29 protein-coding genes and 1 other annotated feature are annotated in these 26,289 nt (G+C 44.9%); of the genes, 27 read left to right on the top strand and 2 right to left on the bottom strand.

What is annotated here, in order from left to right; all coding sequences use genetic code 11:
• Nucleotides 1–158: 158 nt before the first annotated feature.
• From NST25_RS24700 to minD, 8 genes are all read left to right on the top strand, one after another.
• Nucleotides 159–404: a DUF4321 domain-containing protein gene (locus NST25_RS24700; protein WP_036685144.1), complete on the top strand. Its 246-nt coding sequence runs from the start codon at nt 159–161 to the stop codon at nt 402–404.
• A gap of 34 nt (nt 405–438) precedes the next feature.
• Nucleotides 439–1,035, top strand: coding sequence for a Maf family protein (locus NST25_RS24695; RefSeq protein WP_076186081.1), 597 nt, complete (start codon nt 439–441; stop codon nt 1,033–1,035).
• Between the two features lie 25 nt (nt 1,036–1,060).
• The gene (gene radC / locus NST25_RS24690; RefSeq protein ID WP_036685147.1) at nt 1,061–1,750 is read left to right on the top strand and encodes a DNA repair protein RadC; all 690 of its coding nucleotides are present in this window, start codon (nt 1,061–1,063) and stop codon (nt 1,748–1,750) included.
• A gap of 38 nt (nt 1,751–1,788) precedes the next feature.
• Entirely contained in the window at nt 1,789–2,823 is a 1,035-nt protein-coding gene (locus NST25_RS24685) for a rod shape-determining protein (protein ID WP_036685150.1), read from the top strand.
• Between the two features lie 62 nt (nt 2,824–2,885).
• Nucleotides 2,886–3,764, top strand: coding sequence for a rod shape-determining protein MreC (gene mreC / locus NST25_RS24680; protein WP_076303227.1), 879 nt, complete (start codon nt 2,886–2,888; stop codon nt 3,762–3,764).
• Entirely contained in the window at nt 3,764–4,294 is a 531-nt protein-coding gene (mreD, locus tag NST25_RS24675; protein WP_080742577.1) for a rod shape-determining protein MreD, read from the top strand. Before mreC ends, mreD begins: the two co-directional genes overlap by 1 nt.
• A 79-nt stretch (nt 4,295–4,373) precedes the next feature.
• On the top strand, nt 4,374–5,033 hold the full coding sequence (minC, locus tag NST25_RS24670) for a septum site-determining protein MinC (protein WP_036685154.1): 660 nt from the start codon (nt 4,374–4,376) through the stop codon (nt 5,031–5,033).
• Between the two features lie 5 nt (nt 5,034–5,038).
• Nucleotides 5,039–5,833 (top strand): septum site-determining protein MinD, encoded by a 795-nt coding sequence (minD, locus tag NST25_RS24665; protein ID WP_076277488.1) that lies wholly within the window; start codon nt 5,039–5,041, stop codon nt 5,831–5,833.
• 1,027 nt (nt 5,834–6,860) lie between these two features.
• On the opposite strand, the gene NST25_RS24660 is transcribed toward minD, so the two are convergent.
• Together NST25_RS24660 and NST25_RS24655 are read right to left on the bottom strand one after the other, a co-directional pair.
• Complete coding sequence (locus NST25_RS24660; RefSeq protein ID WP_076309140.1) at nt 6,861–7,385, bottom strand: hypothetical protein; 525 nt, start codon at nt 7,383–7,385, stop codon at nt 6,861–6,863.
• 175 nt (nt 7,386–7,560) lie between these two features.
• The gene (locus NST25_RS24655; RefSeq protein WP_340392679.1) at nt 7,561–7,983 is read right to left on the bottom strand and encodes a transposase; all 423 of its coding nucleotides are present in this window, start codon (nt 7,981–7,983) and stop codon (nt 7,561–7,563) included.
• A gap of 342 nt (nt 7,984–8,325) precedes the next feature.
• On the opposite strand from NST25_RS24655, the gene NST25_RS24650 reads away from it, so the two are divergent.
• The 19 genes from NST25_RS24650 (at nt 8,326) to NST25_RS24560 (ending at nt 26,118) form a co-directional block, all read left to right on the top strand.
• The gene (locus tag NST25_RS24650) at nt 8,326–9,222 is read left to right on the top strand and encodes a M23 family metallopeptidase (protein ID WP_076303223.1); all 897 of its coding nucleotides are present in this window, start codon (nt 8,326–8,328) and stop codon (nt 9,220–9,222) included.
• Entirely contained in the window at nt 9,215–10,057 is an 843-nt protein-coding gene (locus NST25_RS24645; protein WP_076129389.1) for a M50 family metallopeptidase, read from the top strand. Before NST25_RS24650 ends, NST25_RS24645 begins: the two co-directional genes overlap by 8 nt.
• 54 nt (nt 10,058–10,111) lie before the next feature.
• Nucleotides 10,112–11,353, top strand: coding sequence for an Rne/Rng family ribonuclease (locus NST25_RS24640; protein ID WP_076129388.1), 1,242 nt, complete (start codon nt 10,112–10,114; stop codon nt 11,351–11,353).
• On the top strand, nt 11,334–11,501 hold the full coding sequence (locus NST25_RS24635) for a hypothetical protein (protein WP_155288184.1): 168 nt from the start codon (nt 11,334–11,336) through the stop codon (nt 11,499–11,501). Before NST25_RS24640 ends, NST25_RS24635 begins: the two co-directional genes overlap by 20 nt.
• Nucleotides 11,416–11,502 (top strand) — a sequence feature (ribosomal protein L21 leader region). It overlaps the preceding gene by 86 nt.
• Before the next feature lie 14 nt (nt 11,503–11,516).
• On the top strand, nt 11,517–11,828 hold the full coding sequence (gene rplU, locus NST25_RS24630; RefSeq protein ID WP_036685166.1) for a 50S ribosomal protein L21: 312 nt from the start codon (nt 11,517–11,519) through the stop codon (nt 11,826–11,828).
• A gap of 12 nt (nt 11,829–11,840) precedes the next feature.
• Nucleotides 11,841–12,176 (top strand): ribosomal-processing cysteine protease Prp, encoded by a 336-nt coding sequence (locus NST25_RS24625; protein ID WP_036685168.1) that lies wholly within the window; start codon nt 11,841–11,843, stop codon nt 12,174–12,176.
• A 17-nt stretch (nt 12,177–12,193) separates the two neighbouring features.
• Nucleotides 12,194–12,505: a 50S ribosomal protein L27 gene (gene rpmA / locus NST25_RS24620; RefSeq protein ID WP_036685171.1), complete on the top strand. Its 312-nt coding sequence runs from the start codon at nt 12,194–12,196 to the stop codon at nt 12,503–12,505.
• A gap of 243 nt (nt 12,506–12,748) precedes the next feature.
• Nucleotides 12,749–13,489 carry a Spo0B domain-containing protein gene (locus NST25_RS24615; protein ID WP_076105522.1) on the top strand — a complete coding sequence of 247 codons (741 nt, stop codon included), beginning with the start codon at nt 12,749–12,751 and terminating at the stop codon, nt 13,487–13,489.
• A 15-nt stretch (nt 13,490–13,504) separates the two neighbouring features.
• Complete coding sequence (obgE, locus tag NST25_RS24610) at nt 13,505–14,815, top strand: GTPase ObgE (RefSeq protein ID WP_036685174.1); 1,311 nt, start codon at nt 13,505–13,507, stop codon at nt 14,813–14,815.
• 210 nt (nt 14,816–15,025) lie between these two features.
• Complete coding sequence (locus tag NST25_RS24605) at nt 15,026–16,348, top strand: SPFH domain-containing protein (protein ID WP_076186073.1); 1,323 nt, start codon at nt 15,026–15,028, stop codon at nt 16,346–16,348.
• Nucleotides 16,349–16,358: 10 nt separating this feature from the next.
• Nucleotides 16,359–17,105 (top strand): hypothetical protein, encoded by a 747-nt coding sequence (locus NST25_RS24600; protein WP_076186071.1) that lies wholly within the window; start codon nt 16,359–16,361, stop codon nt 17,103–17,105.
• Nucleotides 17,106–17,119: 14 nt separating this feature from the next.
• Nucleotides 17,120–17,896: a hypothetical protein gene (locus tag NST25_RS24595; protein ID WP_038573031.1), complete on the top strand. Its 777-nt coding sequence runs from the start codon at nt 17,120–17,122 to the stop codon at nt 17,894–17,896.
• 66 nt (nt 17,897–17,962) lie between these two features.
• The gene (locus NST25_RS24590) at nt 17,963–19,324 is read left to right on the top strand and encodes a hypothetical protein (RefSeq protein WP_340392675.1); all 1,362 of its coding nucleotides are present in this window, start codon (nt 17,963–17,965) and stop codon (nt 19,322–19,324) included.
• A 158-nt stretch (nt 19,325–19,482) separates the two neighbouring features.
• Nucleotides 19,483–19,920 carry an ACT domain-containing protein gene (locus NST25_RS24585; RefSeq protein WP_038573029.1) on the top strand — a complete coding sequence of 146 codons (438 nt, stop codon included), beginning with the start codon at nt 19,483–19,485 and terminating at the stop codon, nt 19,918–19,920.
• Between the two features lie 33 nt (nt 19,921–19,953).
• Nucleotides 19,954–21,240, top strand: coding sequence for a homoserine dehydrogenase (locus tag NST25_RS24580; protein ID WP_036685184.1), 1,287 nt, complete (start codon nt 19,954–19,956; stop codon nt 21,238–21,240).
• A gap of 59 nt (nt 21,241–21,299) precedes the next feature.
• Nucleotides 21,300–22,277, top strand: coding sequence for a homoserine kinase (gene thrB / locus NST25_RS24575; RefSeq protein ID WP_038573028.1), 978 nt, complete (start codon nt 21,300–21,302; stop codon nt 22,275–22,277).
• Complete coding sequence (gene pheA, locus NST25_RS24570; protein ID WP_036685188.1) at nt 22,274–23,161, top strand: prephenate dehydratase; 888 nt, start codon at nt 22,274–22,276, stop codon at nt 23,159–23,161. The genes thrB and pheA overlap by 4 nt, the downstream gene beginning before the upstream one ends.
• A gap of 4 nt (nt 23,162–23,165) precedes the next feature.
• Nucleotides 23,166–24,047 (top strand): branched-chain-amino-acid transaminase, encoded by an 882-nt coding sequence (gene ilvE, locus NST25_RS24565; RefSeq protein WP_036685189.1) that lies wholly within the window; start codon nt 23,166–23,168, stop codon nt 24,045–24,047.
• Between the two features lie 304 nt (nt 24,048–24,351).
• The gene (locus tag NST25_RS24560) at nt 24,352–26,118 is read left to right on the top strand and encodes a LysM peptidoglycan-binding domain-containing protein (protein WP_340392673.1); all 1,767 of its coding nucleotides are present in this window, start codon (nt 24,352–24,354) and stop codon (nt 26,116–26,118) included.
• Nucleotides 26,119–26,289 lie beyond the last annotated feature (171 nt).

Raw genomic sequence — 26,289 nt, 5'->3', positions numbered from 1 at the left:
GAATTGGGGGCTTGTTGTTTTTTTCGGAGAGGGGTATCGTTCCGCAACTTTTAGGGCAAAAGGTGGTAAACATTACCGTAGGGGATTTTACGTTTGTATTGATCACCGTTTCACCGTATAATAATTAGGGTGTCAAAAAATGGCGAGGGAAGACTGAGATGAAGAAGAAAAATGTAGGAACACTGCTGTTATTTCTAATTCTAGGCTGGCTGGCTGGAGCCTGGATCGCCAAGCTGCTGCAGCCCGTAAAGGCTCTGTCTTTTCTAACAACATCGACTGTGCTCAAATGGTCTCCGCGAGCCGATTTAGACATCATAACCTATGACATCACTATTCATTTGAAATTGTGCATGCTTAGTCTCGCCGGTATTATTACAGCTGTATGGCTGTACCGCAGACTGTAACTCTCGTTACTGAGCAAGAAGGGACGTTTACAACGTGGACAACTCACCACTCATTATTCTAGCCTCAGGTTCACCGCGTCGACGTGAGCTGTTATCCTTACTGGGTTTACCCTTTGAGGTCATTACCAGCGAAGCTGATGAGAGCACACCGCCGGATTGGACGCCGGAGAGAATCGTGCGCAGTCTAGCTTTGCGAAAAGCAGAAGCCGTAGTAGCTACAGCCGGAGAGCGTAACGCAGTCATTATAGGAAGCGACACAATTGTTGTACTAGATAATACTGTGCTAGGCAAACCGGTGGACAAGCTGGACAGCAAAGCGATGCTTACCAGACTTCAGGGCCGAACTCATAAGGTATACACGGGTGTAGCCTGCCTCGGACTCCCGAATGGGAAGACTATAGTGGAGCACCGTGTTACTTCCGTAACGATGAGGGCAATGACTGAAGAGGAAATTGCTGCTTATATAGCTACGGGAGAGCCCGCTGATAAGGCTGGCTCTTATGCGATACAAGGGCTTGGGTCCATTTTGGTGGAACGAATTGAAGGCTGTTATTTCAATGTAGTCGGATTGCCTTTGTCGCTTCTTGGCGAAATGCTATCCGAGTTCGGTATAACTGTATTGAGCCGGTAGGAAGCCTGGGGAAAGAGGGATAGGGATGGAGTCGCAACCAATTATGCTGCGGGACCTCCCCCATGAAGAACGACCTAGAGAGCGCATGATGCATTATGGGGCGGAATCATTAAGTCAAGCGGAGTTGTTAGCCATTCTGCTGCGTACGGGAACACGCCGCGAGTCGGCTATTCATATTGCACAGCAGATGCTGGGGAAGATCGGTGGCCTGCGTGGGCTAGTTGACCTTAGCATCGAAGAACTGACCAAAATCAACGGTATCGGTCCTGCCAAGGCCGTACAACTAAAAGCAGGCATCGAACTGGGAAGGCGCCTTGCGAATTCCAGGTTCAATATGCCGGTCATTATCCGCTGTCCTGGGGACGCTGCTGAGATTCTGACTGAGCAATTGCGTTATTTGCAAAAGGAGCATTTTGTCTGTCTGTTTCTGAACACGAAGAATCATGTGATTGGACAAGAAACATTGTCCATGGGCAGCCTGAATGCTTCGATCGTTCATCCTCGTGAGGTATTCAGAGCAGCTATAAAATGCAGTAGCGCCTCTATTATATGCGCGCACAATCATCCTAGTGGTGATCCAACACCTAGTCCAGAAGATATTTCCCTAACTGCTAGATTGCTTCAGGCAGGTGAGATTATCGGAATAGATGTGCTGGACCATCTAATTATCGGAGATAGCAGTTTCGTAAGCTTGAAAGAAAAAGGACATATGTAATATAAATGTAGATTTACTTAGGAAAAGGAGAAATTAGCATGTTGGGTGGTTTCACAAAAGATTTAGGAATTGACTTGGGGACAGCGAATACGCTTGTCTACGTACGCGGTAAGGGTGTTGTTGTAAGAGAGCCTTCCGTTGTAGCCATTAACACTGATACTAAGACGATTGAAGCTGTGGGTGAATCCGCCAAAAAAATGATCGGTCGTACACCTGGAAATATCCGTGCGATCCGTCCGATGAAAGATGGCGTTATCGCTGATTTTGATACAACGGCTACGATGATTAAATATTTTATTCGTCAAGCACAGAAACAGCGTTCTATGTTCCAGCGTCACCCTAATGTAATGGTCTGCGTGCCATCTGGCATTACTGCTGTAGAGCAACGTGCGGTAGAAGATGCTACCAAACAAGCTGGCGCTCGCGAAGCTTACATTATCGAAGAGCCTTTTGCTGCTGCTATCGGTGCGGATCTGCCAGTATGGGAGCCTACAGGTAGTATGGTTGTAGATATCGGTGGAGGTACAACTGAAGTTGCCGTAATCTCACTCGGCGGCATTGTTACTAGCCGTTCAGTGCGTGTTGCAGGTGATGAAGCGGATGAGTCCATCATTCAATACATCAAACGTCAATACAATCTGATGATCGGTGAACGTACTTCGGAGCAGCTCAAAATGGATGTTGGCTCTGCCCTTCCTCTTGAAAAGGCTGAAACCATGGAAATTCGCGGCCGTGATCTCGTAACAGGTCTGCCAAAAACACTTACAATTACTTCTGATGAAATCTGTGAAGCTTTGTCTGACACAGTGAATGCTATTATTGAAGCTGTTAAAGTAACGTTGGAAAAATGTCCGCCAGAGCTTGCAGCAGATATTATGGATCGTGGAATTGTTTTGACAGGTGGGGGAGCTTTGCTTCGCAACTTGGATAAGCTGCTTGCACGTGAGACGGGAATGCCGGTTATTGTTGCTGAGAATCCACTGGACTGTGTAGCTATTGGAACCGGTAAGGCACTTGAGAACATTCATTTGTTCAAGAGCCGCAGCGGATCCAGTCTTCGTTCGAAGAGATAAGATGATGTTCTACCACTTGTGTAAGTCAACCCCTGTTATGGGAGAAATACTGTTGTTAGAGGGTGTTGAAACTGTTTAAACTCTTAAGCAATAAACGTCTGTTTATTCTGTTGATTACACTGGTGCTGTTCATTGTGGTAATGGGCTTCAGCTTGGCAACAAGGAAAGGCTTGTCCTGGCCGGAGAACTTTCTCAGAGATTCGACTGGTTTCGTGCAAAAAATGTTCTACAAGCCCGCTGGATATGTAGCGGGCTTGTTTGAAGATATTGGAAATCTGAGTGATCTTGCTAAAGAAAATGAACAGCTTAAAATTATGGCTGCCCAGTATGCACGTGATAAAGCCCAGTATAATTTCGTCAAGGCAGAAAATGAATCATTGAAGGAGAAATTGGACTTCACTAATGCCCAGAAAGAATTGTATAAATATGAATATCGTATTGCGCAGGTAGTTAGCCAGACTACAGAGCCAAGCAATAGTACGATTGTTATCGATTTGGGCTCCAAAGATGGGGTTAGACCTAATATGTCCGTGATTTCCGTCGATGGTATGGTAGGGGTTATTAGTCAGGTGAGCAATTTCACCTCCACGGTGAAGCTGATGACAATGATGGATACCAATGATCCTAATTCCCAGCCGCCTATTGCGGCAACTGCCTTAAATAAAGAGGGTAAGTCCTTTGGGATGATTGAGAGTTATAATCCAGAGACGAACAGACTGCTGATGACTAAGATTCCACCGGGTGATCCTATTGCGGCGGAGGATACTATTCTGTCTTCCGGTATTGGAGGGTTGTATCCAAGGGGATTGACAATAGGCACAGTTGAAAGCGTCGATGTTGGTGAATTTGGATTAACCTCCACAGCAGTGATTAAGCCTTCAGCAGAATTTCAGGACTGGAAGCAGTTGATTGTTGTGTTTACGGAGGAGCGTGCTGAATAGTGAATATGCGCAGATCAGTTCTTGTTCTGTTACTGTTCCTCTTATTTATTGTGGAGGGAACCATCTTACCTTGGCTGATTCCAGATGTGTGGCAGATGCGAATCATTCCGAATTTGGTTTTTGTTGTGTTATTGTTCGTGACTATATATCATCATCGGCATACAGCACTTATATTGGGATTATGTTTTGGAATGCTGCATGATGTCGTTTTTTACGGCAGAATTCTTGGAGCACACTCTTTTGCGATGGGATTGTCGGCTTATTTAATCGGCCTTTTATTTCAGATTCCACGTGCTCCGCTGCCCCTTATGATGACTGTGGTTCTGCTTGGAAGTCTACTTGAGGATAGTATACTATTTGGTATCTATAGTGTATTTAATCTTAATCAAGAACCTTATAGCTGGGCGATTTTGAATCACATGCTGCCGACGATGCTTTTTCATTTTGCCATCGGGCTACTCTTCTACATACCGGTTCGGCGCCAGCTTGAGCTAATCAAGAAAGAAACGAATAAGGAAGAAGCGGCTTAAAGAGCTTCTATTTTCTTTCTATACAAAGCAGGAATTTAAGGGGCCCGGCACGAATGAATGAGGATAGGGGGCCAGGCATATGACAGTAAAATCCAAGCATGTAAGGATTAAGGGCATCAAGGATGGCCTGATATTCCTGCTAGACGACAAATGTCCCTTTGAAGATCTTCTGAGCGAGCTTCGCTATAAGCTGGAGCACAGCCATCAAAATATTTTAACTGGACCGATTGTACATGTGGACATAAAGCTGGGCAATCGTACCGTAACTGAGGAAGACAAGGAAGCTGTGCTGGAGATTCTTAAGGGACAGGGAAATCTGTTGATTCGATCTATAGAGGCGCTTCCAGCGCCCGGCAGTGAGGATAATGACGCATTGTTTCTGATGAGCGGAATTCTACGTTCCGGTCAGGTGCTGCACCATAACGGAAATCTTCTATATCTGGGGGATGTGAACCCTGGGGGGACCATAACCTGTTCAGGCGATATTTATATACTAGGTTCGCTAAGAGGGATGGCGCATGCTGGAGTAGACGGGAATGAGGAAGCAATTATAGCTGCTTCTTTAATGTCTCCAACGCAGCTGCGAATTGCCGATATTATTAGTCGTCCGCCCGATGAATGGGAAACCCGAGAAAGCAGTATGGAATTTGCATATTTAACAAACGGAGCTATGCAGATCGATAAGATTCATAATTTGGTCAAATTACGTCAGGATTTAAATGTGTTTAAAGGGGTGTAGCCTCCATGGGAGAAGCGATAGTCGTAACCTCGGGCAAAGGCGGAGTTGGCAAAACAACCACAACAGCCAACATTGGAACCGCACTTGCACTGCAGGGCAAAAAAGTATGTCTCGTCGATACCGACATTGGACTGCGTAATCTGGATGTAGTTATGGGGCTTGAGAATCGTATTATTTATGATCTTGTGGATGTAGCGGAAGGACGTTGCCGCCTTAATCAAGCGCTCGTTAAAGACAAGCGCTTTGATGAATTGTATATGCTGCCTGCAGCTCAAACAAAGGATAAAACGGCTGTCTCTCCTGAACAAGTAAGAGATATCATTCTTGAACTAAAGAAGGAATATGAGTATGTTCTGATCGATTGTCCGGCAGGAATCGAGCACGGCTTCCGCAATGCGATTGCCGGTGCGGATAAAGCGATTGTGGTTACCACACCAGAGCATGCCGCTGTGCGGGATGCCGATCGTATAATCGGACTATTAGAACAGTCGAGTGTGGAATCGCCGAAATTGGTGGTAAACCGTATTCGCCCAGGTCTTGTGAAGTCTGGGGATATGCTTGATATTGAGGATATATTACAGGTGCTGAACATTGATCTTATCGGAATTGTTCCGGATGATGAATTAGTCATTAAAGCCGCAAATAACGGAGAACCTACAGTTATGAATCCCGATTCTTCAGCTGCTATTGCCTATCGCAATATTGCACGCCGAATTTTAGGTGATGCTGTACCCCTGATGCAGCTTGACCGCAAACCGGGAGCATTTAAGAAACTTAAGAAATTTTTCGGCATGGTCTAGTCTTAAGTCTAGCGATTTTACTATAAAAACATAATTGATCCCATCCATAGAGAAATCTACGGGTGGGATTTTTTGTATTATAATAGGCAATGATACAATGCAAAGAATTGTGGCTAATGGTACATAAATAAATTGAGAAGACCTTCCCTATGGAAAAACGAAAGAAGAAGAGTTACCGTGAACGGATGATAGAGAGCTACGTGTCAGACCCGAGATGCGTCCATACTGTAAGCACGAATGTTGCTTGTGTTTGGTATGCAGAATATGGACGAGTTCATTATTATGACGAGAAGCAAGAATATAAAAACCAAAAGAAATTGGGAATACGAAGGAATGAAAAAAGAGGAAGGTCAAAAGAGGGAGGTCAAAAGAGGGAATAGGATAAGGAAAAGGAACTGTCCCTATGGAGTCCATAGGAGGAAGATATGGAGCCTGAAGAATGGGTAGATTATGTCTGTGTGGAATGAGGGATGGTAGATCTTGTACCCGAATTTATAGTGGCAAAGTGCTCATATGAGCTGGAAGCCTGAGAATTTCTAGAGTTTTTCTGTCCAGCTTGTAACGGAACCTTTGTGAATAAGCTTACTAGCCAGCAGACAAATGACCGCTGGCTAGTAAGCTTATTCATCCGTAGGGTGGTTTTGTTCTGTGATTGCGTCAATAACATCACCTATCTTTATCCAGCCATAATCCTCTTCGAGTTGAGATTTATTTACCTCAAATGTCGGCCCACCTTAAGCACCATGCCTCACACCTTAACATCCTACACTGGATCAAACAGTACAAGCGTTACCTGCTTCCGCTCCTACAGCGAGTACTGTCAGTAGAAAAATAAAGGGTTAGACTCGATGCTATGTTCCACGCGAGTATCCCAATTGTCATACTGTCATACTTTATAAAATATGTTTTTTACTTCCCCTAGCAAATTAAACAGCGACAGCAAAGGACGAGAAAATAAAGTCCTAGACTGTCGCTGTTTAATTGGATTTCGGTAAATGCTCCAAAATAAAATTATTACATTTAGTTATTATTGGTAGTTTCTAATATATCCTTTTGCTGTATGAGTCTCTGCATATACTTTAATTTTATACTGCCAACCTAAATTCATATAAAAGTCAAGTGATTCTGAGCCCTCGCCTGCATCTAATAAAATACCACTGTATCCTGGATCATTTATACCCATATTCGTCCATACTCCATTACCTGTATTGTAGTAAATAAATAAACTAGCCTTACCAGCTGATTCAAGTGTAATTTTTCCATACTGGCCAGCTCCATTAATGGGATTTGATAATGTATAGGTAACAGGAGCTACAACAACACTCGTAGATTCTCCTGCTACAAAAGGTGCAATAGAGTCAATCGAAGAAGAGCTTGTGTTAGCACTAGATTCATTCGCAGGAAACGTAGCTTCCCCCGCTACAAAAGGTGCAATAGAGTCAAACGAAGATGGGCTTGCGTTAGTACTAGATTCATTCGCAGCAAACGTTGGAACTGCACTTACTAAAGAAATAGCAGCCGTTAAAAGAAATAAACTAGAGATTTTTTTCATAAGATGTTTTTCCTCCAAATATATATATTTTGTACTTAATTACCATATCAAATACTGATATAGAAGTAAATGGTTAATAAGTAAATTGATACCTTTTTCCTACAGGATATTTATCCAAAAGGAATCATGTCGATTTTTGTCTTGTTTTTCAATCATGATAGTTCAGTTCGCCACATTATGGGATGGCAGATATTCCGGAATTCCATTTATTCCAGAGCAGGCCAAGCTGAACCTGCCGCTCCAGTGGAAGATTAAACATGCGCAAATACTGCACAGATTCCCAAAAGGTCAGTTGAGTAAAGATAGGCATGTTGGGATGAATTTCATCAAAAATGTATTTCTGGAGCACATAGACGGCAAGGACCACAAATAATTGACTATATACCGCATTTTCTGTCGTTCCAAATAGATAAGGCACACTCAGATGCTGTTTAATCCACCGGAAAAAGACTTCAATTTGCCAGCGTGTCTTATAATTCTTAGCGATAACGTGAGGGGCAGCTTTTCTCACATCGGTCACAACCCGCACGATTTCACTCCGGTTATTTTCAAATTCAACGACCCGATGCCGATGTCGCTTTGCGATCGATTCCGCCACGTTCAGAGGTATAGCTGGTCATGAAACAAGGTGCCATGCAACTTAATGCCCTCTGATTTTTTTGTATGGGGCCCAAGGCACTCGGGAGTTTGCCGCTGTGACCGTAGTCGAGTCAATCAGTAGAAGATCTCTGGGAAGATTCAGATGACGCCAGGTTTGACGGTTACATATTTTTCCTTAACAATGTGAGCTTAAGGAACAGTCTTATATATCTCGCTTAAAAGCTTAGCTCATTCTAGTACTTTCCGGTATTTATATGGCCTACCTTGGAGGGGCTTGTTCTAAAGAGACTTCCGTGCTTCATAAAATGGAAGTAAAACAAGCCCGTCCGGAGGGATAAATATGGATCAGAAATCAGATATCAAGAATCGCCGCAAGGAGCGTATTCGTAGTTTATTGGAGGAACTCCCGGAAGTCTCAGCAGTCTCAGGAGTTTCGGAAGTCCCGGAACTTGAAATAGCGGACGCTCCCCCTTTATTTATTATGCCGGATAAGAGTACGAGCTTTAAGGAATGGGGAACAGGATTTAAGAATGCGGATCAATCCTCTGTAGAGCCCGATCCAGAGGTGATGTGGAAAAAGAGTCGTGGAGGCTGGGAGGATAACGGCGGTGGAGGCTCAAATTTTACTGCCGGTTTTATTCGGCGCTTTGTTGCTAGTGTTCTTGTGTTTGGAGCAGTGTGGGGGATTTTTGCGGTACATCAGCCATGGTCCTATAAGATGCAAGCTTTTATTAGTGATGCGTTAAGCAATGACATGGATTTCACGGCTGTGAGAGTCTGGTATGAGGAGAACTTTAACGGAGCTCCAGCGTTCATTCCGATATTTGGGGATAAAGATGAGCCTGCTCAAAAAGTGGCCGCTCATCATCAACTCACTGCCCCGATAGCTGGGAGCATTGTCCAGCCTTTTGCATCTACGCTAAAAGGGGTGGAAATTATGCCTCAAATCGATTCAACCTTAAATGTGACGGTGAAAAGTATAGACATGGGACGTATTCTCTCCATCTCTAAAGAGCTGGAAGGGGGCATTCGAATTGCTGTTCAGCATTCAGGCGGTGTCACTGCAGAATACGGACATTTGAGCGGCACCAAGCTGGAGGTTGATGACTGGGTGCAGAGCGGGGATTCACTCGGTTGGATGATGGAGAAGGACGTATCCTCAGCTTCAACACTATTTTTCGCAGTGATGAAAGACAAGACTTATATTGATCCTACAGAAGTGGTATCGTTTGATTAGGATCTTTGGTATCGAACTGTCACTACATCCACTGTTCGTGATCATTATGTTATTCTCCGTGGTCACGGGACAATTTCTAGAGCTGCTCACCTTATTTACGATTGTCTTCATTCATGAAATGGGACATGTCGTTGCGGCTCTTTTGGCTGGTGTTACAGTTAAGTCGGTTCAGCTTCTACCGTTTGGCGGAGTGGCTGTTATTGAAGATCATGGGCGGCTTACAGCCAGTCGTGAGATCGGAATAGCCCTTGCCGGTCCACTGCAAAATGGAATTATGATCGTAATTGCTTTGGGACTTCAACAAGCCGGTTATGGCAATCAGGAATTTCTGACCTATTTTATTCATGCCAATGCCATTATTGGGCTTTTTAATCTAGTGCCAGTGCTGCCGCTTGACGGAGGTAAAGTGCTTCAGGCCACTATTAGTTTAGTGCTTCCTTATTACTACACTTTGTTATGGACTGGACGGGTGAGTGTAGCCGCAAGTGTCCTTGTGATTATATATGCGCTGCTGCCTCTTGGAGCGGGTGGAGGCCTTAGGCTGAATATGGTCATGATCGGAGCTTTTCTGCTGTATTCGAATTTTACCGACCATCGTAATTTACCGTACCGGTTTGTTGCTTTTTTGATGAATCGGGAGGCTGTTTATGAGTATCATTTGCGAACAGGAAGCGTAGCTCGTCCAATAGTTGCATTATCTGCGAAACCTTTAGATGATATATTGCGTCTATTTAAACGTAATCAATATCATTTTATCTATGTGTTAAACGGTAAAGGAAATGTTGTTGCTGTTGTGCCGGAACAGCGCTTAATATCAACCTACTTCGGAATATAGTGTATTTATGCAGAGAATGTGAAGGAATGAACGAACGAAACCAGAGGTGAAGCCATGAAACAGATGATCGTTCACTGCACGCAGCACATTACCCGAATGGCTCTTCTGGAAAACGGAAGGCTGGTGGAGTACGCGGCTGAACGCGATCAGCAGCAAGGGTTGGTCGGCAGTTATTACAAGGGCCGTGTGATTAACGTACTTCCAGGTATGCAGGCTGCTTTTGTTGATATCGGACAGAAGAAGAATGCTTTTTTATATGTTGATGATGTATTGCATCCTAATTTGGATAAACAGCCTGATGTGAAGCCCTCTATCGAGACGCTTTTGCAGCCGGGACAGGATATTGTTGTTCAAGTGCGGAAAGAGCCGAGCGGCGGAAAAGGCGCGCGTGTAACGACTCATTATACGTTGCCCGGGCGCTGGATGGTGTACATGCCCTTTGCAGAATACGTCGGTGTCTCCAAAAAAATAAGCCGGGATGCAGAGCGCAGTCGTCTCAAAGGAATCGGAGAACGTCTGCGAATGAAAGAAGAAGGGCTTATTATGCGGACGGTTTCTCAGGACGAGCCACATGAAGCTGTGGAGGGTGATCTTTCTTTTTTGCGTGCCCAATGGGAGAATATTACACGTAAGGCACAAACGGTAGAGGCTCCCGCTTTACTACATCGTGATCTTAGTATTGTCCAACGCTTTATAAGAGATGCCTTTAATCCGCAACGGGATCAGTTGATTATTGATTCATCTGCCGCAGCTAGAGAAGCAACAGCCTTTCTGGACGACATGGCTCCTGAAGGGTACAAGCCAGTCTGTCTTTATAATGGAGCGGAGTCTATTTTCGCTGCTTATGGTATTCAGGATCAATTACTCAAGAGCTTCAGCCGCAAAATCACGCTGGAGGGCGGAGCAACAATGATCTGGGATGAGACAGAGGCGTTAACCGTAATTGATGTCAACACCGCTCAATACATTGGCGGAGCATCGCTTGAAGAAACGGTTACTAATACGAATTTGCTCGCAGCTGAGGAGATCGGTCGTTTGATCCGGTTACGCGATACTGGTGGAATCATTATTGTCGATTTTATTGATATGGAACAAGAGCTTCACCGCAAGATGGTCACAGAGCGATTAGAGAAAGTGATCTGCAAGGATCGCACCAAAACACATATTTTGGGGTGGACAAGACTCGGGCTGCTCGAGATGACCAGAAAGAAGGCAAGGCATGATTCAGCCAGCTTTGCGCCTGTGATTTGCCAGTGCTGCGGGGGAACCGGAAAAGTTGGAGAATGGCTGGAATGAGTTGACGATAAGTCATAAGTATGATACTATCTTCAAGTATGTGTTTGATGCAGTTGATCCTGCACATGCTGTAACCGCTCCGATCGGGTACATAAGCGCAGTTCCTACGGGAATTCTGCCACCTAGACTAGGCGAGTCTGAGACATGAGGAGGTGCAAGTAAAATGTATGCAATTATCGAAACTGGTGGTAAACAATACAAAGTCCAAGAGGGCGACGTTTTGTTCATTGAAAAGTTGGAAGCTGAAGACGGCGCAAGTGTAACTTTTGACCGTGTATTGGCTGTTTCTAATGATGGTGGTCTGACTGCAGGAACTCCGCTAGTAAGCGGCGCGTCTGTAACAGCTAAAGTCGAGAAACATGGTAAAGGCGCTAAGGTTGTAGTTTACAAATACAAACCTAAGAAGAACTACCACAAGAAACAAGGTCATCGTCAACCGTACACGAAAGTAACTATCGAGAAGATTCAAGCGTAAGAAGGTGCGTTAATGATTAGCGTGCGGATTACACGATTATCGGATCTAGGAACTATCGTTGGCTTTGAGGTTAAGGGGCATGCGGGTTATGCGAAGCGTGGCGAAGATATCGTATGTGCCGGGGTATCCGCTGTAACAGTTGGAACCGTCAATTCGATTGAGACCTTGACCGGAATCTCCATGGATACATCCATGAAGAACGGATTCTTAAGTGGAACATTAAGTTCTGTTGAAGATTTCGATACTTCCGCGAAGGTACAATTACTGCTTGAATCCATGGTCGTAATGCTGAATGATATCGCAGAATCATACGGGAAGTATATTCAAATACAGCAAGTAAATATTTAAAGAAGGAGGTTGACAACATGTTGAAATTGAATCTTCAATTGTTCGCATCGAAAAAAGGTGTAGGTTCCACAAAAAACGGACGGGATTCCCATTCCAAACGTCTTGGCGTGAAACGTGCTGACGGTCAAGCAGTAACCGGCGGTAACATCTTGGTTCGTCAACGCGGAACAAAAATTCACCCAGGAACTAACGTAGGCATCGGTAAAGATGATACTTTGTTCGCAATGGTGGATGGCGTAGTGAAGTTCGAACGTTGGGGCCGCGATCGCAAAAAAGTGAGCGTGTACCCAGTTGATGTCGCTCCGGTAGCAGCGGCACTGGAAGCGTAAGCTTACGGACCATATGAGCAAGTAGAAGCCTCCGGCATGAGTGCCGGAGGCTTTTTTGTAGAATATTCATAATTATTTGTGTTGCAAAGTTGGAATGGTTAGATAGATGTGAAAATCTCGTTATTATCTCTGGTGAACTACAGTGAACGCGTGTGTTATACTAGGAAATGGTAAATGATACTAACAAAACAAATTATCTAAACGAAGTCATGAATTTTGCGAACTGAGGGACGGGGAGAAAGAATGAAATCCTGGAAAAGTGCAATCTGGGCAGTCATGTTATCCGTAATGCTTCCTTTAGGTCTTTTGTATTGGCATACTTCTCTTCTGACGTGTCTATTACTCGGAGTCTGGGTAGTGGCAATCGTTGCTTTCAGTTTTATCTGGAGCCAGCGTCATTATGAACGGGAGCTGCGTATACAAGAGAACACTCTGCAACAGGCGGCGATTCGGACACTGAATCATCATCGACATGATTGGATGAACGATTTGCAGATTCTATACGGATATATTCAGCTTGGAAAGCCTAATAAATCCGTGGAGTGTGTGGAAAGAATAAAGGAACGCATAGCACTTGATAGTCGTATCGCTAAGTTGGGCATTCCTTCATTGGTTTTCTATATCCAATCCTTCCGAACTAACAGGTCTAGTCTGGAATTGGAAGTTCAGGTGGAGGAAGGGTTGCAGCTAGAGGACAAGCTAAATCCAGAAGCAGGAGATGAGCTGACTTCAGTGATTATGCAGACCATACGGGCTTATCAGTACAACGGGCTGGCTCCTCAGGGGGAGACGCGCAAGCTGCGCCTTGGCTTTTTTCAGGATGGAGGAGACATTCTTATCTCCTTCGAAGGCGAGGGGGAGCATGGCAATCCCGAGCTGCTCAAAGGGCAAATTTATAATATAGTACAAGGGAAAATCATGAAAGCAGAGCAGTTTAAGCCTAGCAGGGCTTATGTAGAGCTGCGATTACCGCTTGAAATGTGAGGAAGGTGAACATTTATGTTCGTAGATAAAGCTAAGATTTATGTTAAAGGCGGTGACGGCGGGGATGGTCTCGTTGCGTTTCGCCGGGAGAAATATGTACCGGAGGGTGGTCCTGCCGGTGGTGACGGAGGCCGTGGAGGCGACGTTATTTTCCGTGTAGATGAGGGACTGCGCACGTTGATGGACTTCCGTTATCAGCGCCACTTCAAAGCTGACAAAGGGATTAAAGGACGGAACAAAAGCCAACATGGAGCGAATGCGGATCATATGATCGTTCGTATTCCGCCAGGAACCATTCTGATTGACGATGATACGCAAGAGATCATTGCCGATATGACGCGTCATGGACAACAGGTTGTAGTTGCACGTGGAGGCCGTGGAGGCCGGGGTAACACCCGTTTTGCCACAGCTAATAATACTGCACCAGAGCTTGCGGAGAACGGTGAAGAAGGCCAAGAGCGTTATGTTGTTATGGAACTTAAGGTAATGGCTGATGTAGGGCTTGTAGGCTTCCCGAGTGTGGGTAAATCTACGTTGCTGTCGGTTGTGTCCGCTGCTCAGCCCAAAATCGGAGCTTACCATTTCACAACAATTACACCGAATTTAGGGGTAGTGGATGTTGGGGATGGCCGAAGCTTTGTGATGGCGGATCTGCCTGGATTAATCGAGGGAGCTAGTGAAGGCATAGGTCTGGGTCACGAATTCCTGCGTCACGTTGAACGTACGCGTATCATCATTCATGTAGTTGATATGTCTGGCTCTGAGGGCCGTGATCCCTTCGAGGATTGGGTTCTAATTAATGATGAGCTGAAGCAGTACAATGCTAGTCTAATCGATCGTCCGCAGATTGTGGCGGCGAATAAGATGGATATGCCTGAATCAGAAGAGAATCTTATTTCTTTCCGCGAACGCGTAGCTGAGGTGCGGCCGGATTTAGAAATCATGCCAATTTCATCCCTTACCCGTCAGGGTGTTCAGGAGCTCCTATATCGTGCAACGGATATTCTCGACAGCATTCCGGTTGCGCCGGTGGTTGAGGAAGTTGCTGAAACTACTGAACGTAAGGTGTATAAGCTGGAAGCAGAAGAGGATAATTCGTTTACTATTACACGTGATAACGAGGCGTTTGTGGTCACAAGCCCACGTATCGAACGTATGCTGAAGCGCATGCAGCTTAGCACACATGATGCGATTCTCAAGCTGGCACGGACTTTGCGTCATATGGGTGTAGATGCCGAGCTTCGTAAACGTGGTGCTGTAGAAGGAACGATTGTCCGTATCGCTGATTTCGAATTCGAATTCGTTGAGAACAGCAGCTACTATTAATATTTAGCTGACTATGAAGCGCCAACTATGGTTTTCCTGTAAAGGGATAGCATAGTTGGCGCTTTTTTTGTGAGGAGATCAGTAATTTTTTTCAATAAAAGAACCCAAAACACGATATATATCGTATACAATAAATATCGAAATACACTAATTCCCATTTGGGAGCGTACACGTTATTTATATATAAGATAATGAAAGAAGGAATAGCAGATGGCAATTATAGAAGTGGTGAAGTATGACGGTCCTCCAGGTATATTTGCATGGAAATATCCTAACCAGGAGCTGGGGACATGGACACAACTAATCGTTAATGAATCCCAGGAAGCGATTCTATTCAAGGGCGGACAAGCGCTTGATTCTTTTACAGCTGGGCGGCACACGCTAAGCACCGCTAATATACCTATTTTATCCAATATCGTTAATCTTCCTTTTGGTGGAAAATCACCATTTACGGCTGAAGTATGGTATGTGAATAAGACGAATTCGATGAATGTCAAATGGGGAACAAGCTCACCTTTACAGCTTCAGGATCCCAAATACAAAATTATGATTTCTGTTCGTTCTTTTGGGCAGTTTGGTGTAAAAATCGATGATCCGCGAAAATTCTTGCTGAAGCTCGTAGGGACGCTCCCGCAGTTTGATCATGAAACGCTTATCAGTTATTTCCGCGGACTGCTGATGTCGAATATAAATGAACTTATTTCTTCTTACCTTGTGCACAAGCAAATCAGCATACTGGAGATTAATGCTTATGTTGCAGAGATCTCCAAACATATTCAGGGCCGACTAGCCTCGGCTTTCTTGGATAATGGCATTGAGCTGAATAATTTCTATATTGATTCGATCAATATTCCAGAGGATGATCCGGCAACGATTCGTTTGAAGGAAGCTTTGGCTAAAAAAGCGGAAATGGATATCATGGGCTTCACCTATCAGCAGGAGCGTGGTTTTGACACGATGGAAGAAGCGGCAGGTAATCCCGGCAATCTTGGAGTGGGCATGATGAACACCGGGATGGGGCTTGGACTTGGAATGGGATTTGCTGGACCCGCTATGGATATGGTGAACCGTATGACTAGAGGGATGAACTTGGATTCAGGGACTACAGTTATACGTCAAGAGCAGCGTTCCTGCTCTAAGTGTGGAGTTATGAATCCAGTAGAGGGACGGTTCTGCAGCGGTTGTGGGCAGGCGCTTGGAGGCAACCCGCAAGGTTCTCCCTCTGCGAACAAGATCAAATGTTTTGAATGCGGGCATGAACTAAATGCGGGAGCTAAGTTCTGTCCAGGTTGCGGGAATCCTTATCGTGCTTGCCCATCCTGTAAAGCAGATAATCCTGAGGGAGCGGCTTCTTGTGTCTCCTGTGGAAAAGAAATGCCTAAAGCTTGCGGTAAATGTGGGACTATGGTAGCGCCAGGGGTGAAATTCTGTCCTCATTGTGGAGACAGCATGGTGATTAAGTGCAGCGGCTGTGGACATGAGCTGAAAGCTGGACAAAAATTCTGTGCAGAGTGCGGAACAAAAGCAGGCTAAGGAGGACCTAATGAACAAAAGCAGGAGATATATATACATTATTACCATCATTTATGCGGTAGCTATAGTACTGACAGTGTTCTCGTTTATTGGATTAGGTTTCTCTGACTCACTGTTTCGGTTCATAATTTCTTTATCCGCGGTTCTGCTAGCAGAAAGTGTAATCTATGGCTATTGTATTTTTTGGCTCCGAACGGCAAGTAGCATTCAGCAGACTCCGCCTGTTCTTATCAGCGGCGCAATCATTACGGGAATCTATGCAACCATCGTATTTGTATCGGCCTTACTCTTCGATTGGCTGCTGGAGTTACCCGCCTTGTGGTACGCAGCCGAACAATTGCTGATTCTTGTGTTAGGAGCGATCACTTTGGCCGCGATAGGGCTTTACGGGTGGAATGCTGGGGCAGGGGAACAGCAAGCCAAAAGGTCTTTACAAAAGTTTCGGCGGTATCAGAACGAATTAACTGAAATGAGTGAGCTGGCTAGTAGCTGGAAGAATTCCGAATCCGAGCAGCTAGTGAACGTGTTAGATATGTTGGAGGAAAAATTTAAGTACAGTGATCCGATATCAGAACCGTCTTTATATGCTACAGAGGATATTCTGCAGCAGCAGATTTCTCTGTTACATGATCACGTGAAGCTACTGCTGGCGACCCAAGAGCCACATGAGGGCTGGCAGGTAGAAGTAAATGAGATGTCAGAGAGTATAAAGTCTACACTTCAGCGGCGTAACCGTGAATTAGCGGCACTTAAATAGGAGGAGTTTACTACATGAACAGTTTGAACCTACAAGAGCCGTCACCGCTCCCGGGAGGAAATGCAGCCGTTCCCCGGCTTAAATACGAACGTACCGGGTTTGATTATGTTATTCTCGCGGCTGCTTATCTGCTGATGCCAGTTGGACTTGTGCTTGCCTTGTTACGTTTGATGACAACGCATTACAAAAATTACCGCAGACCGACTAACCTCAATCTGCTGATGCATGTATTTATTGGTGGGTTTGTTGAACTTTCTATTGCCATGTTTTCTAGTGCGCTCAATGGGGAATTTGGAACTTCTGAATTAGTATCAACGCTTATTTTAATTGCAATCATGTTTTTGACTCCAGCTTTTATACTGGCCAGTGTGACAGCGAAAGCTAAATATACCCTTTCTAAGCTTAACACTTCTTATATAGAGCTGATTCAAAATAAGAATATCCGGCATATTGGCAGTATATCTGAACGAATAGGCCAAAGTGAAAGTGATGTACGGAGAGATGTCCAGTATCTGAAGGATAAAGGACTGCTTGATATTGATGTCGCATTATCCGAAGGGCGCCAGACGCCAGAACCATCAGCAGCTAATCAAGGTTACCCTGAAAGTACTTCGGGCTTTGGAGGAACGGGGAGAACCCAAGCATCGGGGCAGCAAATACCTGCGCAGCCTCAGTCTCCGCCGCAACTGCCTAAGTCTATCCGTTGTCCGGGGTGCGGAGCCCAGAATACTGTGCTCCCAAGCCAATCTAAAAGCTGTGATTACTGTGGAACGAAGATCCCGTACAATTAATGCCGTCAACCAACAGATTAGCTGCATCGCATATAGGATTACATAAATAAGGGGATTAAAGACAAAATGAGTGGATTGGATATACGCAGACAGCCGCCGACATCGGGAAAACCTGTGTACAAGCATGAATATGAGCGGACGGCGTTTGATTATACGACTATTGTGTTTGCGTATGTATTTGCTCCGGTTGGCTTTATACTGGCTGCCATTCGGTTATTATCTACACATTCCAAGAGACAGCGCAAAGCAAGCAATATTAACCTGTTTTATCATGCGTGTATGGGTGCCTTTGTAGAATTGGCGATCTATTTCATTATTAGCAAGCTACTCGGTCAAATTGATTATGTCGCACTCTTGATCAGGCTGTTGATTATCTACGCATTGTTTAGGATTCCCGCCATCAAATTATCCGTTAGGGCCGTAGGATGGAGAGAGGGATTCACCTATCTTTGCAATGACTATATCGCATTGGTTCTTGTGGACGGCATAAGGCATATCGGCAGCCTATCCGATATTCGTGGATTCAGTGAAGAGAATGTCCGCGAGGTTTTGGAATATTTAAAAGATCAGGGAGTACTTTCTCCAGATATTGTTTATTATGAAGGACGTGTAGACAATCCATTTGTGAAATTGCCGCCGAAGCTTATTTATTCCAAACGGGCACAAGCACTGGTGCGTGCGCCTGAGAATAACCTTCGCTACCGTAACAAGCGAGACCGGACAGTGTTTGATCGAATCATCATGGCGATTGCCTATTTGTTTGCTCCGCTTGGGTTTGTACTTGCGATGCTTCGTTTTGTAAGCACTCATTATAAGAATGAGCGGAAATCATTTAACTACAAATTGCTCTATCATGTATGTATGGGAGCTTTTATGGAACTTGCTGTCCTCTTCGCCGTGGGGACCTACAAAGGGGATTTTAAGTGGTACACTTTATTGATCATTCTGGTGGTCCTCTACGTGATCTTTATAATTCCGGCGGAAAGCTTTGCAGGGAGGGCTACCTTCGCAACAGAAAACTTTGATTTTCTGTGCAAGAAGTATCTCATGCTGATCGTAGTGGATGATGTTAGGCATATTGGTAATTTAGCTGATATCACGAAACAAAGTGAAGATGATGTACGTAGAGACCTACGGTATTTGGTGAGATGGGGGTTACTTGCTTCTGATCTTGTCTATTATGAAGGACGTGTTAAGCTCTTAGATAAACAACCGCCCAATCTTGTACATCCTGACCGGGCACAGCCCTCCGCGGCATCAGAGAACCAGCCATCATCTGGGCGGCAGTCATTGCCGGAGAATAGGCCTAAGCCACCTGTCCAACTGCCGAAATCCATCGTTTGTCCGAGTTGCGGTGCTAAGAGTAGAGTACTTCCAGGGCAGGATAAAATCTGTGACTATTGCGGGACGACGATTCCATACAGTTAGTGTACATACGATTGCCTTCTGCCCCCGGGAATCCGGGGGTTTTACTACACCTAACTACCCGGCCTTGGAGCATCCAGATAAAGTTATTGCATTTTACAAGCCTTTTCCGATATAATGTCCACTAAGAAAACACAAAAGTCTTTGAGGTGAGGACGTTCGTGAGAGAACGCTATTATTTGGTCCGGGAGGACATATTGCCTGATGCTGTACTTAAGACTATGCAGGTTAAACAATTGCTTGAGGCCGGGGATGCGAAGACCGTAAATGAAGGTGTAGAGCAGGTGGGATTAAGCCGAAGCGCTTTTTATAAATACAAGGATGGAATTCACTTGATCCATCAGCTCGAACGAGAGCGGATCGTTACGATTTCCATGGATTTGGAGCACGAATCTGGAATGCTTTCCAAGGTACTAGGCTCTGTAGCGGGACATGGGGCTAATGTGTTGACGATTCACCAGAGTATTCCGCTGCAAGGGCGGGCAAATGTGGTGATCTCCGTAGAAATTTCACACTTAAATGAGGAACTCGGAGAGATGCTGGATAGTCTGAAAGAGATTCCAGGAGTGAAGCGTGCTTTAATCGTTGGACAGGGATAGGAACTATATTCGTAAACTTTTAGGAGGAGACAGATGAAGCCGGTTAAAGTGGGGTTGCTGGGCCTGGGAACAGTAGGCACAGGTGTAGTTCGTATCGTGGAAGGGAATCAAGAGGATTTAAGCAGCCAGGTAGGCTCTTCAATTGTCATTGAACGTATAGCTGTGAATAATTCTAATAAACCACGCGAAATCGAGGTTGATCCTGCTAAAATAACGACAGATCCATGGGATGTGATTCGTGATCCTGAAATTGATGTCATCGTTGAAGTTATGGGGGGAATCGCGGGAACCAAAGAATATATTCTTGAAGCTTTGGAACGCGGTAAACATGTCGTAACTGCGAACAAGGATTTGATGGCGCTGCACGGCTCGGAGATTCTTGCTAAGGCGCAGGAGAAGCAATGTGATGTCTTTTATGAGGCTAGCGTAGCAGGAGGCATTCCGATTATCCGCACACTTATCGAGGGCTTTTCCTCAGATAAGATTATGAAGATTATAGGTATCGTGAATGGAACGACTAATTACATACTAACCAAAATGAGCCAAGAAGGCGCATCCTATAATGATGTGTTAAAAGAAGCGCAGGATCTGGGATACGCAGAGTCTGATCCAACCTCGGATGTGGAAGGCCTGGACGCGGCCCGCAAAATGGCGATTCTCGGAACCTTAGGTTTCCGTACTAACGTGGAGCTGCATGATGTAAGTGTGAGTGGGATTTCTCAGGTGAGTAAGGCGGATATCGCCTTTGCGAAACGTCTCGGATATGAAATTAAGCTATTAGGCATCGCTGAACGTCAGGATGAAGAATTCAGCATCAGTGTTCAGCCAACCTTGATTCGGGCTAGTCATCCCTTGGCTTCCGTCAATGGCGTGTTCAACGCAGTTTACGTATACGGGGAGGCAGTGGGAGAGACCATGTTCTACGGTGCGGGTGCGGGCGCAATGCCAACTGCAACCTCAGTGGTAGCTGATTTGGTAGCTGTCATTAAGAACCTTAAACTAGGTGTGAATGGATTGAAGCAAAAAGTACCTTACAAGCAGAAAAAGCTTAAGAGTGATGAAGCTATTTTTTATAAAAACTTTTTGCTTCTGCATGTTGATGATAAAGCAGGGGTATTGGCTAAGATTACTCAAGTGTTTGCCGAATATGATGTAAGTTTGGATTCAGTAGTTCAGCAAGCCAATCCCAATAATCCTGATGCGGAGATCATTATTGTCACTCATAACGCTAGTAAAGCAAGCATGAACAAAGTGCTGCGCCATTTCGAGGAGCTGAAAGTCATCCGCCGGATCAAGAGCCATTATCGTGTGGAAGGTTAACCAAGCCACTGAACTAATACTTTCATATTTCAAAACATAGTAAGGAGATTGTACCTGTTATGAGTATTTACGGAAGAGCTAGGGTTAAAGTGCCTGCTAGTACTGCCAATCTTGGTCCGGGCTTCGATACTCTGGGTATGGCTTTGCCGCTATATGCCTGGATTGAGATGGAGGAAGCAGAGGAGACTGTTTTTCATCTATATGGTGATGAGATGAATGGAGTGGCTCAGGATAAGAGCAATTTACTCTATAAGGTCGCTCAAATGGTATTTGCAGAGGCAGGCGTTACGGTGCCTGAATTATCGATATCCATGTACTCGGAAATTCCGCTTACGCGTGGACTCGGCAGCAGTGCCTCAGCTATTATTGGCGGAATGGCCGCAGCGAACACAATGATTGGCTCTCCGCTGGATAATGCTAAGCTGTTTGATATGGCTACCCAGCTTGAGAAACATCCCGATAATGTGGGTGCCTCCTTGTTTGGCGGCATTATTACTGCGGTGTGGGATGGTGAACATGCGGATTATGTTCGGCTAGAACCACCACAAAATCTTGAGGTGCTGGTGGTTATTCCTGAATTCGAACTGGAAACCACAAAAGCGCGGGGATTGCTTCCAACAGAAATCTCAGTTAGTGATGCTGTGTACAACATCAGCAGAACCTCTCTATTGACGGCTTCGCTGGCATCAGGCCGGCTTGACCTGCTTAGCAGAGCGATGCAGGATCGCCTGCATCAGCCGTATCGTGCACCGCTTATACCGGGCATGGAGAAGCTGCTCGCAGAAGCTCCTGAACACGGTGCTTTAGGGATCGCACTTAGCGGTGCTGGACCGACTCTGCTATGTTTAGTGGATCGCCAAGAGACCCGTAAGAGTGAGCTTGAGGCCTTCTTGAAGAATACGATGCAGGAACATGGCATTTCCGCTCGGACCTGCTGGTTAACACCTTGTGCTTCTGGAGTTACTACAGAGCTGCTTGAAATAAACGAGATGCAAAACGTATCATTTTTGGATATGATAAAAGGAGTACGGTCATGAAATCAATAGCGGTATTGCCGCAGGGCTCGGTATCCCACGAAGCGCTGCTGCATTTGTTTAACGGTGAACCTGTAAAGCTTGTGCATCACAAGTTAATTTCCGATGTATTTCTCTCTACGGCGAATGGTACCACCGATTACAGCGTGATTCCGATTGAAAATACCATTGAAGGCTCAGTTAGTCTTCACATCGATTGGCTCATCAATGAAGTGGATCTGCCAATGCAGACGGAATGGATTTTTCCATCGATACAGAATCTTATCGGTAACCCAAGGGAATTCACAGATACAGACGGCAACAAGGATTTCACCAAGATGGTAAAAATCCTTTCGCATCCCGTAGCAATGGCACAATGTATGCAATTTGTTCGTAAGCATGCCCCTTGGGCTGAACTGGAGTCGGTTGGAAGTACCTCTGAAGCTGTAGAAATCGTCAAAAACAATCCCGGCAAGGGCTGGGCTGCTATCGGTACCGCTCTTGGCGCCGCTACTCATGGGCTGGAGATTGTAGATCGGCAAATTACAGATCACAACAACAATTACACACGGTTTGTCCTGGTGGGTCCACAGAAGATAGATCTTCCGCGGAGCAGCACAGGAGTAAAGACGAGTGTTCTAGTAACGCTGCCAGAGGATTTTCCAGGTGCCTTGCATCAGGTGCTTGCTGCTTTTTCCTGGCGGAAACTGAATTTATCGCGTATTGAATCACGACCAACGAAGAAGAAGCTGGGTACTTATTATTTTTATATTGATGTGCTGGAACCGATAGAATCTGTTCTGCTGCCAGGGGCTATTGAAGAAATTAGTGCTTTAGGCTGTCAGGTAAGGATTCTGGGCTCGTATCCCACATACACCTATGAGGAAGAGAAAGCGGAGGTGCAGTAAATTCATGGCTGAGCAATGGATCTATTTGGATGGACAACACGTAACGAAGGAAAATGCAAAGGTATCCGTTTTTGATCACGGTTTTTTGTATGGAGACGGTATTTTTGAAGGTATCCGTATCTATAACGGCAATATTTTTAAATGTAAAGAGCATTTGGACAGACTGTATGATTCGGCAAAATCGATCATGCTGGACATTCCGCTAACGTATGATGAGATGCTGGAAGCTATGGCTGAAACGATACGTCTTAACGACATGCGTAACGGCTATATTCGACTGATCGTGTCCCGGGGACCAGGGAACTTAGGGCTTGATCCACGCCGTTGTCCAAAAGCTAGTGTAATTATTATCGTTGAGCAACTGGCTATTTACCCAGAACAAGCGTATTTGAACGGACTTCGTGCAGTTTCTGTGTCCCAACGCCGTAATATTCCGGATGCGCTCAATCCAAAGATCAAATCGCTTAATTACCTAAACAATATCCTAGTAAAAATCCAATCCAACTTGGCAGAAGCCGACGAAGCCATCATGATGAACGCTCAAGGTTATGTTACTGAGGGATCGGGCGATAACATTTTCATCATCAAAAATGGTGTAGTTTTCACTCCTCCATGTTACTTGGGAGCCCTTGAAGGAATTACCCGTCTGGCGATCATTGAGCTCTGTGAGAAATTAGGTATTAAACTGAAAGAAGAACCGTTCACAATGCATGATGTTTATATAGCGGACGAGGTGTTCTTCACTGGCACAGCTGCTGAGGTTATTGCAGCACGTGAAATTGACGGCCGGATCATTGGTGAAGGACAAGCGGGTCCAATCACTTTGAAGCTGCTCGAAGAGTTCCGTAATGTGGTTGATAAAGATGGCTATAAGGTTTGGGAATAAAGACTAATCATACAATGTAAATAGCATTGAATACGCATCAGAAGTCCTTTTATGCATACATGCAGAAGAAAACGGGAGTCTCCGGTTAATCTTTTCATGGATCATGAAAGGATTTTTTTTATTTCGGGGATGTCATTCGCCCATGGGCTGCATAAGATGTAGTAACGAAGGAGGCGGCTGTACCGCATATAACTTTGTAAGAGAGCAATGTTCCATGAAAAGGGTGTTTGCTTTCGAAGTCAGTTTTGCTGTGTAGCTGTAAAGAAAGCAATACTCCACAAAACTTTTAGGAGGTTAATGCTACGTGAAAATACACATTGTCAAACAAGGCGATAGTTTGTATGCATTATCGCAAAAGTACGGAGTGCCGTTACAAAAAATTATTGAAGCAAACCCGCAGATCAGTAATCCGAATGTGTTAGCGGTTGGAGACAAAGTAAAAATACCTACGGCCCCTGTATCCGTACCGGAGAACAGTGAAGTTTACTACAAGCACACCGTTAAACAAGGAGATACCTTGTGGAAATTATCTAAAGCCTGGGGAATTCCTTTGAAGGATATGGTTGAGGCCAATCCCCAACTAAAGAATCCAAATGTACTTATGTTAGGGGAAGTAGTTAATATTCCTAAAAAAGTATCCAATACCTCACCGACACAGCCTGGGTATACACCGTCTAACGCGTCAGAGAAAACGCAGGTGGGTGGCAAGGAATATACAGGTCCTAAAGAACAGCCTGCTGCTGAAGTAGTGCCTGCACCTAAATCAGAAACTAAACCAGAAGTAAAACCAGAGACCAAGCCAGAAGCTAAACCTGCACCTAAACCAGTGACAAATATCTCACCTGAATCCAATTCTGCACCACACCCATCGCTAAACATCGCCCCTATTAATACACAAAACATTGCACCCAATCCTGCGCCTAATATGCAAATGGAAGTTGCTCCTGTGCAAGAAATTGAAATGCAGAGTTTATTTGTTCAGATTACGGTTCCAAATCAAGAGCCGGTTGCTCAACAAGAAGCACCTAAAGCTGAGAAAAAAGCAGACAATGATTGCTCATGGGACAATTCCAACGGATACCCGGGACTGGGAGGAAATCCTTATCTCTATGATTCATATCAAAATAGCCCTAATATGAACATGAACTGGGCACCAAGTTATGTTCAGCCAATGGCTTATGCACCAGAATGTATTTCACCATGTTATTTTTCGGGCAATATGTATTCTAATATGAGTCCAGAACAATGGAATCCAAATGCCGCGCCAAACATAAGCCCAGAACAATGGAATCCAAATGCCGCGCCAAACATAAGCCCAGAACAATGGAATCCAAATGCCGCACCAAACATAAGCCCAGAGCAATGGAATCCCAATGCAGCGCCTAACGTGAGCCCAGAACAATGGAATCCCAATGCCGCGCTAAACATAAGCCCAGAGCAATGGAATCCCAATGCTGCCCCTAATATGAGTCCAGGACAGTGGAATCCGATGGAGGCTAATGTTGCTGGCATGAATGTTGGCGGGGATTTCTCCCCGTATGCTGTTCCTCAATATGGAGGACAGACGCCGAACCTTCCTTGGCCAACTTGTGGGTGCGGAGGCGTGCATATTCAACCAGTGCAAACTTATTCATATGACATGCCTGTATATAACACCTATCCTGAATATGGGAATCCAAACGCTTTTTCCGCATATGGAGCAGGAATGCCTAATCAGGGAATGGTACCTACTTCTACGCTTGGAGCATTTGGTGGACCGGATAACTCTAATATTCCATCCAATCCGCAGTATCCAGGGATAGGTAATTATTCGCAGCATAATCGGGTGCCGGAAATTCAAGAACCTGAAGCGTTCGTGCAGGAATCTCCCGAAACGGCTAGAACAGAGACTGATGCGTCAACTTCTAACGCTTCTCTCAAGAATAAGGGGAGTGTAGCAAAGGAAACAGCAACAGGCAAAAAAGCAAAGACTTCAGGTCAACCTAGCAGCAAGAAAAGCAAAGCTGCTACGAAATCTCAAGGTTCAGCAGCGAGTACTAAAAAACGTAGAAATCCTTGGATTTCAAACTAATAAATTTATATATTAAGCCGTTGTTTGACTTACGTGTAGATTCTGTATCCTAAGAATCTACACGTTTTTTTATAGGTAAATAGGGATAAAAGATGTTAAATAAAGTGGGGCAAAAGCACTTATTTATAAAATATAAATTTTTAAGTGTTGTTTTTATGTAGGGATATATGG

Source organism: Paenibacillus sp. FSL E2-0190, from assembly GCF_037992965.1.
In the GTDB taxonomy this organism is placed as follows: Bacteria; Bacillota; Bacilli; order Paenibacillales; family Paenibacillaceae; genus Paenibacillus_AQ; species Paenibacillus_AQ odorifer.
The sequence above is the reverse complement of the archived record's forward strand: the minus strand, read 5'-3'. Positions and strand labels throughout refer to the sequence as shown.

What these genes read in the sequence shown, in the direction of transcription:
- NST25_RS24625 (WP_036685168.1), top strand. Translation starts at nt 11,841, where the DNA reads ATGATTAGCGTGCGGATTACACGATTATCGGATCTAGGAACTATCGTT.
- minC (WP_036685154.1), top strand. Translation starts at nt 4,374, where the DNA reads ATGACAGTAAAATCCAAGCATGTAAGGATTAAGGGCATCAAGGATGGC.
- NST25_RS24605 (WP_076186073.1), top strand. Translation starts at nt 15,026, where the DNA reads ATGGCAATTATAGAAGTGGTGAAGTATGACGGTCCTCCAGGTATATTT.
- minD (WP_076277488.1), top strand. Translation starts at nt 5,039, where the DNA reads ATGGGAGAAGCGATAGTCGTAACCTCGGGCAAAGGCGGAGTTGGCAAA.
- NST25_RS24595 (WP_038573031.1), top strand. Translation starts at nt 17,120, where the DNA reads ATGAACAGTTTGAACCTACAAGAGCCGTCACCGCTCCCGGGAGGAAAT.
- NST25_RS24700 (WP_036685144.1), top strand. Translation starts at nt 159, where the DNA reads ATGAAGAAGAAAAATGTAGGAACACTGCTGTTATTTCTAATTCTAGGC.
- ilvE (WP_036685189.1), top strand. Translation starts at nt 23,166, where the DNA reads ATGGCTGAGCAATGGATCTATTTGGATGGACAACACGTAACGAAGGAA.
- NST25_RS24685 (WP_036685150.1), top strand. Translation starts at nt 1,789, where the DNA reads ATGTTGGGTGGTTTCACAAAAGATTTAGGAATTGACTTGGGGACAGCG.
- NST25_RS24615 (WP_076105522.1), top strand. Translation starts at nt 12,749, where the DNA reads ATGAAATCCTGGAAAAGTGCAATCTGGGCAGTCATGTTATCCGTAATG.
- rplU (WP_036685166.1), top strand. Translation starts at nt 11,517, where the DNA reads ATGTATGCAATTATCGAAACTGGTGGTAAACAATACAAAGTCCAAGAG.
- thrB (WP_038573028.1), top strand. Translation starts at nt 21,300, where the DNA reads ATGAGTATTTACGGAAGAGCTAGGGTTAAAGTGCCTGCTAGTACTGCC.
- rpmA (WP_036685171.1), top strand. Translation starts at nt 12,194, where the DNA reads ATGTTGAAATTGAATCTTCAATTGTTCGCATCGAAAAAAGGTGTAGGT.
- NST25_RS24640 (WP_076129388.1), top strand. Translation starts at nt 10,112, where the DNA reads ATGAAACAGATGATCGTTCACTGCACGCAGCACATTACCCGAATGGCT.
- NST25_RS24580 (WP_036685184.1), top strand. Translation starts at nt 19,954, where the DNA reads ATGAAGCCGGTTAAAGTGGGGTTGCTGGGCCTGGGAACAGTAGGCACA.
- radC (WP_036685147.1), top strand. Translation starts at nt 1,061, where the DNA reads ATGGAGTCGCAACCAATTATGCTGCGGGACCTCCCCCATGAAGAACGA.
- NST25_RS24590 (WP_340392675.1), top strand. Translation starts at nt 17,963, where the DNA reads ATGAGTGGATTGGATATACGCAGACAGCCGCCGACATCGGGAAAACCT.
- NST25_RS24650 (WP_076303223.1), top strand. Translation starts at nt 8,326, where the DNA reads ATGGATCAGAAATCAGATATCAAGAATCGCCGCAAGGAGCGTATTCGT.
- NST25_RS24660 (WP_076309140.1), bottom strand. Translation starts at nt 7,385, where the DNA reads ATGAAAAAAATCTCTAGTTTATTTCTTTTAACGGCTGCTATTTCTTTA.
- obgE (WP_036685174.1), top strand. Translation starts at nt 13,505, where the DNA reads ATGTTCGTAGATAAAGCTAAGATTTATGTTAAAGGCGGTGACGGCGGG.
- NST25_RS24600 (WP_076186071.1), top strand. Translation starts at nt 16,359, where the DNA reads ATGAACAAAAGCAGGAGATATATATACATTATTACCATCATTTATGCG.
- pheA (WP_036685188.1), top strand. Translation starts at nt 22,274, where the DNA reads ATGAAATCAATAGCGGTATTGCCGCAGGGCTCGGTATCCCACGAAGCG.